General features: G+C 39.6%; 19 protein-coding genes. 6 read left to right on the top strand and 13 right to left on the bottom strand.

Features of this window, described 5'->3' with window-relative positions; genetic code table 11:
- Positions 1-89: 89 nt before the first annotated feature.
- The gene (gene pepF, locus JNO66_RS03650) at positions 90-1895 is read left to right on the top strand and encodes an oligoendopeptidase F (RefSeq protein ID WP_203086837.1); all 1806 of its coding nucleotides are present in this window, start codon (positions 90-92) and stop codon (positions 1893-1895) included.
- A gap of 51 nt (positions 1896-1946) precedes the next feature.
- Here the strand turns inward: pepF and JNO66_RS03645 are convergent, their stop codons facing one another.
- The 3 genes from JNO66_RS03645 to JNO66_RS03635 are packed head-to-tail and all read right to left on the bottom strand — an operon-like array spanning position 1947 to position 3905.
- Entirely contained in the window at positions 1947-2543 is a 597-nt protein-coding gene (locus tag JNO66_RS03645; protein WP_203086836.1) for a DJ-1/PfpI family protein, read from the bottom strand.
- 13 nt (positions 2544-2556) lie between these two features.
- Positions 2557-3093 (bottom strand): GNAT family N-acetyltransferase, encoded by a 537-nt coding sequence (locus JNO66_RS03640; RefSeq protein ID WP_203086835.1) that lies wholly within the window; start codon positions 3091-3093, stop codon positions 2557-2559.
- The gene (locus tag JNO66_RS03635; RefSeq protein WP_203086834.1) at positions 3090-3905 is read right to left on the bottom strand and encodes an ABC transporter ATP-binding protein; all 816 of its coding nucleotides are present in this window, start codon (positions 3903-3905) and stop codon (positions 3090-3092) included. The genes JNO66_RS03640 and JNO66_RS03635 overlap by 4 nt, the downstream gene beginning before the upstream one ends.
- 120 nt (positions 3906-4025) lie before the next feature.
- Here JNO66_RS03635 and JNO66_RS03630 point away from each other — a divergent pair, with 120 nt between their 5' ends.
- A complete protein-coding gene (locus JNO66_RS03630; RefSeq protein WP_203086833.1) occupies positions 4026-4301 on the top strand; it encodes a hypothetical protein in 276 nt (91 codons plus the stop codon).
- Positions 4302-4417: 116 nt separating this feature from the next.
- Complete coding sequence (locus JNO66_RS03625) at positions 4418-5752, top strand: alkaline phosphatase (RefSeq protein ID WP_203086832.1); 1335 nt, start codon at positions 4418-4420, stop codon at positions 5750-5752.
- Positions 5753-5833: 81 nt separating this feature from the next.
- Here JNO66_RS03625 and JNO66_RS03620 read toward each other — a convergent pair whose 3' ends face one another.
- The 4 genes from JNO66_RS03620 to JNO66_RS03605 all read right to left on the bottom strand — a co-directional run bounded on the left by JNO66_RS03620 (position 5834) and on the right by JNO66_RS03605 (position 8815).
- A complete protein-coding gene (locus tag JNO66_RS03620) occupies positions 5834-6541 on the bottom strand; it encodes a molybdopterin-binding domain-containing protein (RefSeq protein ID WP_203086831.1) in 708 nt (235 codons plus the stop codon).
- 191 nt (positions 6542-6732) lie between these two features.
- Positions 6733-7362, bottom strand: a complete 630-nt coding sequence (locus JNO66_RS03615; RefSeq protein WP_203086830.1) for an alpha/beta hydrolase — start codon at positions 7360-7362, stop codon at positions 6733-6735.
- A gap of 20 nt (positions 7363-7382) precedes the next feature.
- Complete coding sequence (locus JNO66_RS03610) at positions 7383-8363, bottom strand: ring-cleaving dioxygenase (RefSeq protein WP_203086829.1); 981 nt, start codon at positions 8361-8363, stop codon at positions 7383-7385.
- 11 nt (positions 8364-8374) lie between these two features.
- A complete protein-coding gene (locus JNO66_RS03605) occupies positions 8375-8815 on the bottom strand; it encodes a MarR family winged helix-turn-helix transcriptional regulator (protein WP_203086828.1) in 441 nt (146 codons plus the stop codon).
- A gap of 108 nt (positions 8816-8923) precedes the next feature.
- On the opposite strand from JNO66_RS03605, the gene JNO66_RS03600 reads away from it, so the two are divergent.
- Positions 8924-9118 carry a hypothetical protein gene (locus JNO66_RS03600; RefSeq protein WP_203086827.1) on the top strand — a complete coding sequence of 65 codons (195 nt, stop codon included), beginning with the start codon at positions 8924-8926 and terminating at the stop codon, positions 9116-9118.
- A 186-nt stretch (positions 9119-9304) separates the two neighbouring features.
- Complete coding sequence (locus JNO66_RS03595) at positions 9305-9505, top strand: cold-shock protein (RefSeq protein ID WP_203086826.1); 201 nt, start codon at positions 9305-9307, stop codon at positions 9503-9505.
- 96 nt (positions 9506-9601) lie between these two features.
- Here the strand turns inward: JNO66_RS03595 and xylB are convergent, their stop codons facing one another.
- Entirely contained in the window at positions 9602-11098 is a 1497-nt protein-coding gene (gene xylB, locus JNO66_RS03590) for a xylulokinase (protein WP_203086825.1), read from the bottom strand.
- A gap of 30 nt (positions 11099-11128) precedes the next feature.
- Positions 11129-12463, bottom strand: coding sequence for a xylose isomerase (xylA, locus tag JNO66_RS03585; RefSeq protein WP_203086824.1), 1335 nt, complete (start codon positions 12461-12463; stop codon positions 11129-11131).
- 127 nt (positions 12464-12590) lie between these two features.
- Here xylA and JNO66_RS03580 point away from each other — a divergent pair, with 127 nt between their 5' ends.
- Positions 12591-13754, top strand: coding sequence for an ROK family transcriptional regulator (locus JNO66_RS03580; protein WP_203086823.1), 1164 nt, complete (start codon positions 12591-12593; stop codon positions 13752-13754).
- A 22-nt stretch (positions 13755-13776) separates the two neighbouring features.
- Here JNO66_RS03580 and JNO66_RS03575 read toward each other — a convergent pair whose 3' ends face one another.
- From JNO66_RS03575 to JNO66_RS03560, 4 genes are all read right to left on the bottom strand, one after another.
- On the bottom strand, positions 13777-14748 hold the full coding sequence (locus JNO66_RS03575; RefSeq protein WP_203086822.1) for an aldose 1-epimerase: 972 nt from the start codon (positions 14746-14748) through the stop codon (positions 13777-13779).
- A gap of 24 nt (positions 14749-14772) precedes the next feature.
- Positions 14773-15927 (bottom strand): Gfo/Idh/MocA family protein, encoded by a 1155-nt coding sequence (locus JNO66_RS03570; RefSeq protein ID WP_246483155.1) that lies wholly within the window; start codon positions 15925-15927, stop codon positions 14773-14775.
- Positions 15928-15967: 40 nt separating this feature from the next.
- The gene (locus JNO66_RS03565) at positions 15968-16621 is read right to left on the bottom strand and encodes a ThuA domain-containing protein (RefSeq protein WP_203086821.1); all 654 of its coding nucleotides are present in this window, start codon (positions 16619-16621) and stop codon (positions 15968-15970) included.
- Positions 16622-16795: 174 nt separating this feature from the next.
- A complete protein-coding gene (locus tag JNO66_RS03560) occupies positions 16796-16948 on the bottom strand; it encodes a hypothetical protein (protein WP_210340757.1) in 153 nt (50 codons plus the stop codon).
- Between the last annotated feature and the right edge of the window lie 409 nt (positions 16949-17357).

Here is a 17357-nt window from a genome sequence, read left to right as displayed (position 1 = left end):
TCATCACTAGAACTTTTCGCTAAACTTATGCGGGAAATTAGTGTATACTACATTTAATTCGATATACGAATAAAAGGAGGAATGAAGCGGTGAGTACATTAAAACATCGTTCGCAGATTGATTATTCTGAAACATGGGACTTAACTGATCTTTTTGAAACAAGAGAATTATGGGAGAAAGCACTTCATTCATTAGCACCATCAGTCGCAGGTGTAACTAGCTTTGCTGGTAAGCTGGCAGAGCGCTCTGAAAATCTTCTAAATTGTTTAGAAGCTAGAGAATCCATAATGGAGCAAATTATTCTTATCTCTACATACGCAAATTTAAAACTATCTGTTGATGGCACAAATGCATCAGCACAAGCGGATTATGCAGTGGCAACAGACATTTTAGCCGACATCTCTGCTTCTTTATCATTTATTGAATCTGAAATCATGGCAATTCCAGAGCCTACACTTACACATTTTAGAGAGGAACAACCTGGATTATCGAAGTTTCGTGTGCTACTTGATACGATTCTCTCTAAAAAACCATATGCTTTGAATGCTGAAACGGAAAAAGCGTTACAAGCACTTCAGCCAACGCTTTCCTCACCTTACGCCATTTATTCTGCTAGTAAGTCAGCCGATATGACCTTTCCTTCTTTTAAAGGGAAAGACGGGGAGGAGAAATCTCTTTCTTTTGCCTTGTTTGAAGATCAATATGAATTATCACCTGATACTGATGAGCGTAGAAACGCATATCTTACATTTGACCAAACATTAGCAAGCTATGAAAATACGTACGCACAAACATATGCTACAGAAGTCGGTAAACACGTAACGCTCGCCAAACTTAGATCATATGAATCTGCAACGGAGATGTTACTTCACGACCAAAAAGTAAGTACAGAGATGTATACAAATCAGCTTGATATTATTTATAAAGAGCTGGCTCCTCATATGCAGCGATTTGCACGACTTAAAAAGCGCGTCCTTGGTTTGGATGAATTAAAATTCTGTGACTTAAAAGCACCGCTCGATCCTGATTTCCAACCGGAAACTTCATTCCAACAAGTATCAGATCTCATACAAGAAGCATTAAAGGTCATGGGACCCGAATATTCACAGATGTTAGAAAAGGCATTAAACGAACGTTGGGTTGATCGCTCTAGTAATATTGGAAAACGAACGGGTGCATTTTGTTCAAGCCCATATGGTGCACACCCTTATATTTTAATGACCTGGACTGGGAACATGCGTGGAGCCTTTATGCTTGCTCATGAATTAGGCCATGCTGGTCACTTCTATTTAGCAAATCAGCATCAGCCATTATCTTCAGTTCGTCCATCTCTTTACAATATTGAGGGACCATCTACAATGAATGAACTGATCCTTGGAAATCACTTATTAAATGAAACAAACGATCCTCAGATGAAGCGTTGGGTTATCCTTCAATTCTTAGGAACGTATTATCATAATTTTGTTACACATCTACTTGAGGGTGAGTTCCAAAGACGAGTCTATGAATTAGCTGGAGCAGGTGAACCGTTAACTGCTACCACTCTTCGTCTAACAAAAAATCAAGTACTTGAAGGCTTCTGGGGAGATTCCGTTCAATTAGACGAAGGCGCTGGACGCACATGGATGAGACAACCTCACTATTATATGGGACTGTATCCATATACGTATTCTGCCGGTTTAACTGCTTCTACCGCTGCTTACAAACAGTTTGAAGAAGAAGGACAGCCTGCAATTGACCGTTGGTTGGACATGTTAAAAGCTGGTGGAACGAAGTCTGCTCTTGATCTATTTGCTGATGCAGGCGTGGATATGAGTAATCCAGATACCATTCGAACAGCTGTAAACTATGTTGGTGACCTAATCACTCAACTTGAAGAAAGCTACGCAGAATAAATGAATAAAGAAAAGGCGATCTCCATTCATTGGAGGTTCGCCTTTTCTCATTTAAAGAAGAATGTCATATTCCATTCGTTTTGCTGTTTCTCTTGCCGATTCTACTCCAATTATCTTTTTCACGAGATGAAAAGCCATGTTAATACCTGCAGAAATTCCAGCAGAGGTTACGATACCTCCTTCATCTACGAATTTCACATCACGTTTAAATCGTACTTCAGGATAGTCCACTTCTAAACGATCAAGACTTGCCCAATGTGTTGTGGCCGCCTTCCCGTTCAAAAGACCCGCCTCTGAAAGAAGAAAGGCTCCCGTACATACAGATGCAAGAATGTTCGTACGTTCATAGACCTCTTGAATCCATGTTAAAACTTTTTGATTATGTATTTCTATCTCTCTTGCGCCGTATCCCCCTGGTATAATGACAAGATCGGCATCTCCCTTCCATGTGTCAAAGCTATAATCCGGAAGAACGGTTAAACCGTTACGAGCACGAATGGCTTCTCCAGTTTCCGAAATCGTACGTACATTAAAAAAAGGTTGATTGTTTTTTTGAGCTAACGATAATACTTCAAAGGGGCCAGCAAAATCTAACACCTCTACCTCGTTAAATAGAAAAATTAGAACCGTTTGTGATGGATTTGACATGTTCTCACACTCCTTAATTAGTCGGATTAATGCAAGCAAACGTGTAATGATCCTCCCACTTCCCATGGATCCTTACACTCTTTATAGCCGTTCCTTCTTTAATATAACCCGACTTCTCGAGTACACGGATGGATGCCTGATTTACTGGCATAACAGCAGCTTCAAGGCGATGTAACTTTAGGTTTGTAAAAGCAAATTCAGTAAGTAACGTGCAAGCATCTGTTGCATAGCCTTTTCCATTTTCGTTCTGGCTAATAAAATAACCGATCATCGCTCGTTGCAATGGCCCTCTAATCAATTGGAAAAGATCCACTACTCCTACAAGTTGGTTTGATTGATTTGAGCAAATGGCAAAATGATATTCAATCCCTTGATAAGCAAGCTCATTAAATTGAGAAATCACATGTTCCTGGAATGCTAACGTATAGTAGTTGTTCGGTCGTTCCATTGAAAATTGCTCAAAAAAATGTTTATTCTGAATATGAATGGCGAGTAAATCCTCTGCATCTCCTTGGGTAAGAGGACGTAAGGTTACGTGCGATCCCCTCATCGATTTAATTCCTGTTTTGAATAGGTTCCAATTTGAATCCAAGGGCGTTCGTCTCTCCAATTCACATAAATCGGCATGCCAAAAGCATATGACAATAGTTCATCTGTAAGCACGTTTTCTTTTTTGTCCGCTGCTACAATCTTTCCATCCTTTAAAAGCAGCACATGTGTGACTGCAGGTATAATTTCCTCAGGGTAATGAGTCACATATAAAAGAGATGGACTATTTGATTTGGTGTGAATTGTCTCTAGTTTAGAGAGGAAATGCTCTCTTGCGGCCAAATCTAACCCACTTGTTGGCTCATCAACTATGACAATTTCAGGGGAGGACATCAACGCCCGAGCAAAAAATGTTTTTTTTCGTTCCCCTTGAGAAAGCGTTCGAAGTTGTGAGCGGGCGACTTCTTTAAGTCCCATTTCATGGGCTAACGTGAACGCATCTTCAATCTCCTTTTCACTAACCGTTTCATGTATGCCCACAGATGCGTACTTTCCACTTATAATCACATCAACACACGAAAGTCCTTCATAGTTCCGATATTTCTCATCAAGCGATGCGCTCAGCCAACCGATTCGCTTTCGTAGTTCATACACAGCAGTATGACCAAACCTCTCGCCTAGCACCTCAATTGATCCTGTTGTTGCCCATTCATAGCCTGTTATTAACTTTAATAAAGAAGTCTTTCCTGATCCATTCGCTCCTAAGATCGCCCAATGTTCCCCTTTATGTACGCGCCAATTGATTTGCTCAAGAATTAATTTTGATTGACGCCGCAAGCTTACATCATTCAAGTTTATGACACCACTAGACATCGCGCACCCTCCAAGCCTTTTTCTTTTTTTTTGTAGTATATCATAGGATTTTTTCTTTTTTCGGATAAGTTATTTCTTTTTGAGCATACTACAAAAAAACATAAAAAAGGAGCGAGCAGGGTGATCACTACGTTCGTTCAAACTGCCGTTATTGACATTGAGTTCTTTGCCCCTCTTCTTTGTTTACTAGGACAATTATTAAATCGAATCGCTTATGTAAAGCTACCGTTCCTTCCTTCGTGGTGGCTTTCGGCTGGATTATATTTATCAAAATGTATGACCTATCGCCAAAGCACTGTACTGGGTATTTTAATGGGTATTTGCTACGGATTTGCAGTGATCGGAACCGTTTCATCATTAAAACAAAGCTGGTTAAGCTTTCGACTTTTTTTGTAAAGACGAGTAGCCAACCTTTACATTCGTTCACTTCATGTTAACACCAACCAAATATGCACGATACAACCTCCTGTTAGAATGACCTTGTACCCCATTCAAAAAGGAGGATTCTTTCATTGAAAAAGAAAATCAGTATGACACTTGTTGCTACAACGCTAGTAACGGCTTCAATCTTTCCCCTCTATCATGCGTACGGTTCAGATTCGGGTGAAACCGGAACGAGTGAACATGATGTTGTAAAAAATGCGATCTTTTTAATTCCTGATGGGTTTTCCACCGCTTATGCAGATAGCTATCGACTGTATAAAGAAGATGGGTTACCGGTATGGGATGAGTATCAAATGCTTTCTGGAATGATCTCCACTCACTCTGCTGATTCGATGATTACCGATTCAGCTGCTGCTGGAACAGCTTTTGCCACAGGAGTAAAAACTAACAATGGTGTTATTGGCTTATCACCTGATGGCGAGAAACTTCAAACGATTGTTGATTTAGCCGGACAAGCTGGAAAGAAAAATGGATTGGTTGCAACATCAACGATTACTCATGCGACTCCTGCTGCCTTTGCAACAAGTGTTGATGGTCGAAATGATTATGAAGGCATTGCGAAACAGCTTGTTCAACACGAGCATCTGGATGTTCTTTTAGGTGGAGGACGAGATCAATTTTTGGCACCTGAACAAGGCGGTATCAGGGAAGATGGCATTGATTTAATACAAGAAGCTGAGCAAAATGGATATACATACATGGAAACAAAACGAAATCTCTTTTCTGCAGAGACAGACCCCTCTAAAAAGTATCTCGGACTTTTTGCTGATGAGGACCTTGAGCCTGATTTTGGTCCTCTTCCGACAGAACCATCGCTTGCCGAGATGACATCATTCGCAATTGATCATTTGTCTCAATCCGAAGAAGGGTTCTTCTTAATGGTTGAAGGAAGTCAAATCGACTGGGCGGGTCATGATAATGATGCTGCTTACGCGATGAAGGATTCACAAGCCTTTGAAGAAGCTGTAAAAGTCGCTCTTGAATTTGCTGAGGAAGATCAAGAAACGTTAATCGTTATGGCCGGTGACCACGATACTGGTGGCTTATCCATCCAACCAAATGATGAATTCAACCCAGGGAATCTTCAACATGTAAAGATGACTGGCGAAGATATGCTTTCTTTAGTCGATCGGCAGTACTCAAATTTAGAGGAAGTATTAACAGAACAAACCTCAATGAGCTTCACTACAGAGGAGTTAGATCAAATAAAGAATCACAAGGAGCCAAAGCTTGCAATAAACACTCTCATCAGTGAAAAGGCAGGAATGGCTTGGACAAGTAACGACCATACGGCCATAGATGTTCCAATCTATGCATACGGACCAAAGGCCTCTCTCTTTAATGGTCAGCTTGATAATACGGATGTGTTCCAAGGTATTCGTCAGGCGTTGATAGGAGAATAAGAACACATCTTGAATGGTCTCTTTTCTATTTTGTATGCGATCAATGAAGAAAGGCGAGCCCCCATTATGGCTCGCCTTTCTTTATGATTTTATTTGTTCAGCAGCCTGTACTAACTCTTTGTAGCCAGAACGGGTCAGCTTATAAGATTCGTCCATATAACTTGATTTCTCGAGTGATTGTAAGCTCTCTTTAGAAAGCCTCGGAATCATTCGCTGAATCTCATCATTCAACTCAGACAATGTACCATTTTCAATTATTTCTGAATCAAGTGATGCCGCAATCTCTTTCATAGGGTTATCTTTAACGAAGTACTTTTTTGTTCCTTCGTACACTAATTGTAGCTTACTAGGAGCATGACCAAGCTCTTCTCTTATACGTGAAGTTTCAGACGTTTTATAGGCCATCTTTTCTCTGTACTCAGATTTTTCATGCTCTTCAATGGCAGAACGGCTTAATAATTCTTCAAACATTTGAGTTCGGTCCAGGTCCAGCTGCTGTAATTCTGTTTCTTTTTCTAACAACTCTGGATCTGACAGCGGCGTTTCTTCAGCTGTTACTGAGGTTTGGGCCCCTGTCCCTTTTTGCTGCAGTAACGCTTGAATGGCTGCGAGCTGTCGGTAAATAAGAATACCACCAGTCATTAATACAGTCAGAACAACCACTCTGTACCATACATCTTGAAAAATAGCTAAATAAATAACAGCTAACGTTATAATTCCAATGACACTAAACAAAATCCAATTTTTTCGCTTGGACAAATGCTCTTCATTTTCGTTGTTTTCTCGCATAGTAGACCCTCTTTTCTAGCAGGAAATAAGTCTTTGAAGCCCTTTAATACTATAAATCCTTTTAAAGAAAGTCAACTATTTTCAGGAATTTCGCACGTTCTTACACAGATTGTCTCATTAAATATGAAGAGCAAATGACTCAATGCAGAAGTCATTTGCTCTTCTTCCTATTACTTTAGTTATAATCCTCTTTATCTTGCGTTTTCCGACTCGGCAAAATAATCAAACCATTTTTTTGCTTCATCTATCTCTTCACGTCTTAATTCATGTCCACCTTCAGTCCAGAACTCTGTTACATTCGCTCCTGCTTGTCTTAAAGTAGAAATTAGCTTCTCAGATTCAATTGACGGTATCATTTGATCTCTTTTTCCTGAGCTAACAAACACAGATGCATGGATTGGCGAATTCACTTGAACAGCCTCTTGAGGTTGCATGGCATGAAGCAGGATGGCTCCACTTAGCGCGTCTGGAATGGTATAAATCGCATTTGCTGCAATATTCGCACCGTTTGAATATCCAATTGCAACTGTACGCTTAGCATCAAATTCATACGTCTTAGCAGCTTCTATAATAAATGAATGAAGTTCATTTGTTCGTTTAGCCAAATCTTCTTTATCAAATACGCCTTCAGCAAGTCGTTTAAAGAATCGATTCATCCCATTTTCAGAGACATTTCCACGAATACTTAAAAAAGACGCTTCTGGTGCAATCATTTTTGCAATAGGTACTAAATCCTTTTCATCTCCACCCGTACCATGTAGCAAAATCAGTGTTGGTAAACTAGGATCGTTTCCCTCTTTATAAATATGTTCATGATGCATTAGATTAAACTCCTCTCTAATTAAGCTTTTTTTGTATCAAGTGGTTTAATGGTTGCTTCAATTTTCTCACGCTGATTTTCAAGATAAGGAGGCAAAGCAAGGTTCTCACCTAATGTTTCAAATGGTTCGTCTCCTTCAAACCCTGGACCATCTGTTGCAAGCTCGAATAAAATACCATTTGCTTCACGGAAATATAAGCTACGGAAATAGTATCTTTCTACAAAGCCTGAGTTTGGTAAACCTGACGCACTAATGTGCTCAACCCATTTATTTAGTTCATCTTGATTTTCCACACGGAAAGCTACATGATGAACACTACCTCTACCAGGTCTTTCACGTTGAAGGTCATTTCGTTCTAACAAATGTATCTCTGCTCCAGTACCGCCTTCTCCAGTTTCAAAAACGCGAATAGCAGGTGTAATTCCTTTTTCTTCGTATGAACGGACTTCACGGAAGCCCATAACGTCAACTAAGATTCTTGCTGTCACATCCGGACGACTTACTGTTAAACGGACTGGCCCAAGTCCAACAACTCCCTTTTCAGCTGGTACTGGACTCTTATCCCATGGCTTTCCTCCAGCTACCCCTTCATTATGCTCATCTGAAACAAATTGCAGGCGTTGTCCTTCAAAGTCACGAAAAGCTAATGTTTTTCGTCCTGATTCTTCACTAATTCCTTCGTGTTTCACATCAAACTGTTCTAGACGCTCTACCCAATAGTCAAGTGCTTGATCTGTCGCAACACGTAAAGATGTCATACTAATACTGTTTGTCCCTTCATAGGTTGTTCCAGCATGTGGAATCTCAAAAAACGTTAGGTCTGTACCTGGATTTCCGCGTTCGTCGGCATAAAACAAGTGATAAACGGATGTATCATCTTGATTTACAGTTTTCTTTACTAATCTCATTCCTAAAATTTCTGTGTAAAAATGAAGATTCTCTTGAGCATTAGCAGTAATGGCTGATACGTGATGGATTCCTTTTAATGGCAAAATATTCATGTGTATTCCTCCTAGTTAGTTTGGGATTCAATCCCTTTTTGAAGTTTCTTCAATAATGTATTTAGTTGTTTCTGTTCATCTGCTGTTAATGGATTAAAAAGCGACGATTGAAAGGCTGATTGATCAGGACGTGCTTCTTTCATTAAAGCTTCTCCTGCATCAGTTAGTGAGATTCGTTTAATTCGCCACTCCTGTTCTCTTTTAATCAAGTTACGTTGTTCAAGCTTAGCAAGCATTTGTGTAATACTACCTTTTGTGACAAGAAGCTTTTCAGCCAGATCCATTTGTGAAATGGGTTGATTGGCTTGTGTTTGAACAAGCAGATCAAACTGACTAATTGTCAGGTCAAACTGACCAACGTTGTCATTCGATAGTCGGTTGCTTTGATGATAGAAGCAAGCCAATCGAAACCATAAAAGTAAGCTAAGACGCTCTCCATTTGGTTGCTCCATTGGAACGTCCCCCCTTTCTTACTATCAGTTTAGCACTAAACTGATAAAAGTCAACGATATGTTTTAATAATTATTTTTCGGTTATTGATTGAATAAGGAGGGATTAAGATGACTGATAAAAATGACAGAACATCTAAGAAAGAAAAGATTGATCAAGACAAATTTAAGAATAACAAGGATGAACAAAGTCACCACGACCAGTCTTCAATGCCTATTGATGAATTACCTCTAGAAGAGATTTCTCATGAAGAAAAGGAAGAACGTAAGCCTGAAAAAACAAAAGATGATTCTTCAAGTGAGTAAATAAATTGCCTTGAATTCAAATCACGTTTGTAGATAATAACTTGCATATTGCTGAAGCTTATGCTATTCTTTATCTATGCTACTTATTGTTTTATTAACGTGGATAGATGGAATACCTTATGTTGTTTCCTCTTGAAGCTTGATGGTTAACGTAAATAGTAATTCATTTACAAGGAGGAAACACACATGTTAGAAGGTACAGTAAAATGGTTTAACGCAGAAAAAGGTTTTGGTTTCATCGAGCGCGAAGATGGTGACGATGTATTCGTACATTTCTCAGCTATCCAAAGCGAAGGCTTCAAGACTCTTGAAGAAGGTCAAGCAGTTCGTTTTGATATCGTAGAAGGTAACCGTGGCGAGCAAGCAGCTAACGTTGAAAAAGCATAATTAACCTCCCCCTCTTTTGAGGGGGTTTTTATTTTTGTTTAATAAGAAGAAGCTGTCCTACTAATAGTATGGACAGCTTCTTCTTTTTCATAATTGTTATCTGTAGGCGGCAAGTGATTGATTTAGCTGTTTCGTCTGTTCATACACTTGCCGATAAAGCTGATACAACTCCTCGTATTGTTGCACTTGAGTCTGCTCTGGTTCATATACCGTTTCTTCTTTTATAAATAAAGCAGCACACTCATCTAACCCTTTGAACCAACCTACTCCATAAGCTGCAAGCATAGCTGCTCCCATTCCAGGACCTTGGTCGTTCGCCTGTTTTACAACGGGTGCATTAAAGATATCTGCCTGCATTTGTAACCAAACCTTACTCTTAGCCCCTCCACCAATTGATACAATTCGGTGAACGGGTGTACCTTGTTCTCTAAACAAATCAAGAGAGTCTCTTAATGAGAAAGTAATTCCTTCAAGAACAGCTCGAACAAAATCAGCTCGAGAATGAGTAGAGCTTACCCCGATAAAACTTGCTCGAATGGAAGAGTCACCGTGTGGCGTTCGTTCCCCTGTTAAATAAGGTGTAAAGAGTAACCCGTTTGCACCTGGCTTACGTGCGCCTGCCTCATTTACAATCTGATCAAAAGGAACATCGGTAGCGAATGTCTGCTTGAACCAGCTTAAGCTATAACCAGCTGACAATGTAACCCCCATTTTATAAAAAGCATGTGGCATCGCGTGGTGGAAAAAATGTACTTTACCATCTACATTAACATCTTTTGTTTTCTCATACGCAAGAACAACACCAGATGTTCCGATACTTACTAATGTATCTTCTTCTGATACAATCCCAGCCCCTAAAGCACCACAAGCATTATCAGCTCCACCAGCAAATACTTTTGTGTTTATTGACAAACCTGTTTGACGCTCAACTTCTTTAGTAAGGTGCCCAACTAATGCATGGGATTCAACCAGCGGAGGACATATATTTGAGTCAATCCCAACTTTTTCACAAATCTCTGTACTCCAACATTGATTTTTAATATCAAGTAACAGTGTGCCGCCAGCATCCGAATATTCACTATGAAGCTTCCCAGTAAGAGCAAACCTGAGATAATCTTTTGGCAATAAAAACGTCTTTGCTTTAGAAAAAAGCTCAGGTTCATTGTTTTTCACCCAGAGAAGTTTAGGTAGAGTAAAGCCTTCAAGCGTTGGATTCCTCGTAATTTCTAATAGCTTCTTTGCACCAACAAGCTGCTCAATTTCCAAGCACTCTTTTGTTGTTCTCGTGTCGTTCCATAGAATGGCAGGTCTTAGTATCTCATTCGATTCACCAAGCAGTACCAACCCGTGCATTTGCCCTGAGAAACTGATTCCTTCAATTTGATCAGGCTCGCCTTTAAATTGATCCATTACTTCTGTTAATCCCTCAATTGTTTGGACTACCCATTGCGCCGGATCCTGCTCGCTATAGCCTGATTTCTCCTGGATAAGTGGATAAGGTTTACTTACTTCTAGCTCCACATCCCCTGCTTTAGAAACAAGTAGAAGCTTAACAGCACTTGTTCCTAAATCAATCCCTATCACATGTGACATGTTATACTTCCACCTCCGTTTTCTCTGTCATTACTTTTGGGCAATTGAATGCATTGTTTCAAGTAAATACTGATTAATAATGCCTTTAAGCTTTTCTTGCTTACCAGAGCGTGGTCTGATTTCTGTTAAGCTCAGCGCATGCTCCTCAAGTGATCGCAAGCTACTTCTACCTTCAACAATATCAAGACCAATTCCTTCTTTAAAACTCGAATAACGGTTTTCAACAAACTCGTCTAGCACTCTGTCTTCAATAAGTTTTGCCGCAACTTTTAGCCCAACAGCAAAACTGTCCATTCCTGCAACATGAGCTTCAAATAAATCAATTGGCTCAAATGAAGTTCGGCGAACCTTTGCATCGAAGTTTAATCCGCCAGTACCTAACCCACCATTTTTTAAAATTTCGTACATGGCAAGTGTGCTTGAGTATAGGTCTGTCGGGAATTCATCCGTATCCCATCCTAGTAATGGATCTCCTTGGTTTGCATCAACAGAACCGAGCATTCCGTGAATTCTGGCTGTACGCAGCTCGTGTTCGAATGTATGACCAGCAAGTGTGGCATGATTTGCCTCGATATTAAATTTAAAATGCTCATTCAATCCATACGTTTGCAAGAATGCGAGACTTGTCGCAACATCAAAATCGTATTGATGCTTAGTTGGCTCTTTTGGTTTTGGTTCAATTAAAAACTGACCTGTATACCCAATTTCTTTTGCATAATCAAGTGCCATATGGAAGAATCGAGCCATATTGTCTTGTTCTAGCTTCAAGTCCGTATTTAGGAGTGATTCGTAGCCCTCTCGTCCTCCCCAAAACACATAGTTTTCTGAACCAAGCTCTTTACCCATTTCTAATCCTTTTTTTACTTGAGCTGCAGCATAAGCATAGGAATCAGCAAGGTTAGACGTTGCTGCTCCATGTACATATCTTGGATGGTTAAACAAGTTTGCTGTATTCCATAGTAATTTCGTTTTACTCGTTTTTGAATAATCTTTAATCATTGCTGTGATCACATCAAGATTTTGGTTCGTTTCTCTTAACGATGAACCTGGTGGTGCAATATCAACATCATGAAAACAAAAGTAAGGAACATTTAGTTTCTCAAATAACTCGAAAGCAGCTTCTACTCGAGCTTTTGCAAGATCCATTCCTCTTAGGTGAAGCCATGGTCTTTCCATTACTGCTGCACCAAAAGGATCTTCTCCACCAGCCGTAAATGTGTGCCAATAAGCTACAGAAAATCGAAGAATTTCTTCCATCGTTTGACCATTTACCTGTTCACTTGGATTATAATATTTAAATGCAAGTGGATTCCTTGAACTTGGACCCTCATATTGAATGGACTGCACATCTTTGAATACTGCCATCGGTCAACACTTCCTTATCTTTGTTTTATTTGTTAGCGTTTTCATTATATGGTGAGTATAACAGCTTGCTTTCACTTTGTCTATTGAATAAACTAAGTTAATAACGTTCATTTTAAAGGAGACATAAATGGCCACACCACTTAACCAAACAACCATTAAAAAAGAGAACAAACAACTTGTTCTTCATTACATAAGAAAACATGAACCTGTTTCTAGAGCTCGTATTTCTCAGATGACGGGATTAAATAAAGGAACCATATCAACTCTAGTTGCTGAACTTATAGAAGAGGAACTTTTAACTGAAATCGGAACAGGTAAATCCAGTGGAGGAAGAAAGCCTGTTTTACTTCAAATTAACAAATTTGCTGGCTATTCTATCGGAATTGATATAGGGGTACAGCATATACTTGGAACGTTAACGGATCTAAGTGGTAATCAACTCGCAACAGAGAGGCAACCACTAAAAGAAACCTCATTCTTATATGTGGTTAACGAGGTTTTATCCATGATTCACTACTTAACTCGTCATATTCCAGAATCAGCTTATGGTCTCATTGGAATAGGTGTTGGAGTTCCAGCAATTGTTTCCATACATGGTGAGATTATTCATGCCCCAAACTTAAAATGGAGACATGTTGATTTAAAGAAGGAACTGAGCAAGTGCAATGTACCAATATGGATTGACAACGAAGCGAATTATGGAGCGCTAGGTCAGCGTTTAACCGAGCAGACTACAAAAATAGATACCACCCTTTATATCAGTGCTGGAATAGGTATAGGTGCTGGTTTATTACTCAATGGAGAGTTATATAAAGGTACCCATGGATTTGCCGGCGAAGTTGGACATATGACAATGGATATAAATGGTCCTATTTGCCGCTGTGGAAATCATGGTTGCTGGGAATTATTTGCATCAGAACAAGCTTTACTTTCTTATACAGGATCAGAACAAACGCTTGAAGAATTAATTATTTTAGCAAAAAACGGGGATGTCGCAACACTTGATGCCTTTCGGAACGTAGCCACATATCTCGGAAAAGGAATTGTCTCTCTAATCCACATTTTTAGTCCTGATCAAATTATAATTGGTAACCGACTAGCGATGGCTTCGGATTTTTTATATGAAGAAATGCAAAAAACGATTTCGAGTAGACTAGTAACAGATCAACAGCACACTCCAATTAAATTCTCCACGTTGCACACTGATGCAACAGCACTCGGAGCCACCTCATTTTCTGTTGATCGATTTTTTCAAGATGATACTGTACATAAAAGTTCCCACTCAACGTAAGTGTTAAGTGGGTCTTTTTTATTCACAGACTCGTAACGTCAATTTCTGTTTTTACCACGATTGTTTGGTTTGAATCTAGCGTTTGCACTCCAGTTAGTTCTTTATCCAAAGATAGTTTTGGAGCGTTTGTTATCCATGTATACGGCTCTGGACAAATATATCCGCTTGCTCCATCTGCATTATATACCACCCAGTGTTTAAATGATTCATCCGCTTTGTAGCGAATCTGTAACCGTTCGTCTTCAAGTGTCATAACCGCCTGGTTGGTTTCTAGCTCTTTTTCTTCAGCTAAAAAAGCATCATCTAATTCAACTTGTTGTAATGACATCCCCTCTTTAATAGCTGTGTGTCTTGTTTGAATCAGTTTTTCAGTAGGTAATAATCGTTCATCAAGCTCCCATTGTTTCTCTGCAGCTAATGAAAAATGACTTGTTTCTTCTGGAAACAAAAAGGTTGTATGGTAACCAATTCCCCAAGGAAACGCTTGATCACTTAAGTTTGCAATCACCGCATGTTTCTTTAGAGATGCGCCTTCTAAAAGAAACACCATCTCAATTCGAAATGAATGTGGAAACTGCGCTAGTATATCCGGGTGATCTTTTGATTCAATCGACGTAACTAGCTTGGCGCGATCACCTTCTACTTCTGTATGTGTGACCTTCCAAGGTTTTTGATACACAAATCCATGAATATGATTGTTTTTATCTGGCTCCGACAAATCAAGTGAATAGGTTTGTCCATTGAATGTAAACTCTCCGTCGCTAATTCGGTTTGGTGGGAACAAAATAGGTACACCAAACTGAACAGGTGCTTGCTCATATTCATGGATTGAGTTTGGTCCTCTTAACAATTCAACCGAATCAGTTTCCTTTTTCCATTTCATTGAGATCGCGTTTGATCCCCAATCTGGCACAACCGTAAGTTCCATCTGACTTGTTTCCAATTTTATTGATGGGATGCCTAGATATGTTGTTTCTTTAATTGACGCCGTCAAAAAGGTCACCTCTCTTTTATCATTTTATGCTTTTGGAATGTCTATCCACTTTTTCGTCTCCGCTGATTGCTCGATTGCTTGCAAAATAAGTTGGTTTTGATACCCATCATGAAAATCTGGTTTGGCCTGCCTGTTATTTACGATCGCTTCACAAAACTCATAGAGCAAATGAATAAATGTATGTTCATAACCAATGATATGACCTGCTGGCCAATAAGCACCAGCATACGGATGCACTTCTTCTGTACAATTCACGTTTCTGAATCCTTGCATGCCTTCTTGATCATCTGTTAAATAGATTTCTAAATTGTTCATCTGTTCCATATCCCATCGAATGGCACCTTTTTCTCCGTTTATCTCAATGGTGTTTCGATTACGGTTCCCAGTGGCAAACCGGCTCGCTTCAAAGGTTCCAAATGTCCCTGAGTTAAACCGAACCATAAAAGCTACCGCATCATCAACAGTCACTTCCCCCATCTCTTCGCTACTTGCCGAGGCACTTAATCCCCCTGACATCTCACCTAACGGGCGTTCCTTTATGAAGGTCTGCGACATCGCAACGACTTCATCCATCTCACCAACTAAATATCTACCTAGGTCGATGCTGTGTGCCGCTATGTCGCCTAAAGCACCTGATCCTGATACTTCTTTCTTCAAACGCCAAATAAGTGGGAAACCAGGATCTATGATAAAGTCTTGTAAATAGTTGGCACGAAAATGAAAAATCTTACCTAGCTTACCTTCGTCAATCAGTTTTTTTGTATATTGAATGGCGGGTACAAAACGATAGTTGTGACAAATCATATGAATGACATTATGTTTTTCAACGGCATCCTTCATTTGTTTTGCTTCCTCTACCGTCAAAGCAAGTGGCTTTTCGGTGATAATATGTTTACCTGCTTCTGCCGCCGCAATAGCAATCTCTGCATGGGTGTGATTCGGTGTCACAATATCAATCACATCGATATCATCCCTTTTAATTAACTCACGCCAATCGGATTCAACTGACTCCCAGCCCATTCGATCAGCAGCTTCTTTAACTGCTTCAATATTACGACCACACAAAGCCTTAAGTACAGGTTTAGCTTTCGACTCGAAGAAAAAAGGAATATCACGATATGCATGGCTATGCGCTTTCCCCATAAATTGATACCCAATCATGCCGATTCTAATGTCCATTCAATTGTTCTCCTCTCGTATATAAGTTAATAGATGATACTTAAGATCTTGCTGCCCAGGTCATTCCTTTGCGCATTAAGCTTATAATCTCTGGTTGTCTTACAACCTCAGCGACGTGACCTAATGAACAATAATAAACGTTTCCTTTTCCCCATTTTTTCGACCAAACAACAGGCATGGAAACAGGACCATTCACTGCATACGGCCCATCTGCTATAGGAAACTGAGTCGAGGCATGAACTTTAACAGCCGGATCGACGTGCATATAATATTGTTCACTTACTACTTCGAAATCGTCTAATCCTTCCGTTAGTTCATGGTTTGAGTCATGGATATGAACAGTGTATTTCACCCCATCATTGCCCGGGTGCGCCACCCATTGACCTCCAACCATAAATTGATAATCTGTTTCCTTTCTAAAGGAGTCTCCCATTCCACCATGTAGACCAGCAAGCCCTGTCCCTGCTTCTACTGCTTCCATTAGGGGTTTAAGCTGTTCTTGTTTAATTTCACCCTGGGTCCAATTTGGAACAATTAAATCAAATTGTTTAAGCTCTTCTTCCTCTAAAATCGTTAGTGAATCAGTAACTGTTACCGTGAATCCTTCTTCCTCCAAAATTCCTTTTAAAATTTTAGCAACTTCGGCCGGTTCATGACCTTCCCAGCCTCCTTGAAAAATGCATGCTTTTTTCATTCAGTTCACCTCTTTTTTATATTTCTAATAAAATATGTTAGCGTTTTCAATACTATCCTACGTGAAAGTAATTAATATAGCAATAAAAGACCCACCTAAGATTAAAAATAGCGAACATCCCTCGCTTGGAGGTGTTCGCTATTTAAACAAGCGCTCTCATTTTTTAATGCTAAGTCATGTCTGGTAAATGCCGATTTCTTTCTCGAGTCTTTCAATATATTCTTCATAAATTTCAATGAATGCTTCCGCCTTATATTCGCGTTGATCTCGCTTCATTAATGCTATTTTCTTTTGATACTCTTCAATACTAGGTACATGTTCTGTCATCATCTTTCTCTCCTTTACACATGTTTCTCTATGTGTAACCGTTTTAGCTATTTTTAAACCTAAATCACTTTAATTACGGTACGTGAAATTATGTTAGAAGACATAAAGAGGCCCGGCTATCTATGGCCGGGCAGATTTGAATTCTTCATTTAATCAGTGCGTTGAAGAATAAAATGTTCGTGTTTCTCTTCAATCAAAACCGAATCTACTATACATATATTTCGATATTGGATCAAGTCACACCCTTGATCCCTTTTCATCTTTAAAAGTTGGGTTATGCTTTTTAAGCTATACTTGACTGTGAATTCTACATGAGTTTAGAAACACCGTCACTATTAAGATCCAGTTTTCCCTTCCAAACAATGAAAGCCCTGCCTCTCTTTCATCCTTGCGGCTCCGAAGACCGCGC

The sequence above is a fragment of the Alkalicoccobacillus gibsonii genome, assembly GCF_016798245.1.
In the GTDB taxonomy this organism is placed as follows: domain Bacteria; phylum Bacillota; class Bacilli; order Bacillales; family Bacillaceae_D; genus Alkalicoccobacillus; species Alkalicoccobacillus gibsonii.
The sequence above is the reverse complement of the archived record's forward strand: the minus strand, read 5'-3'. Positions and strand labels throughout refer to the sequence as shown.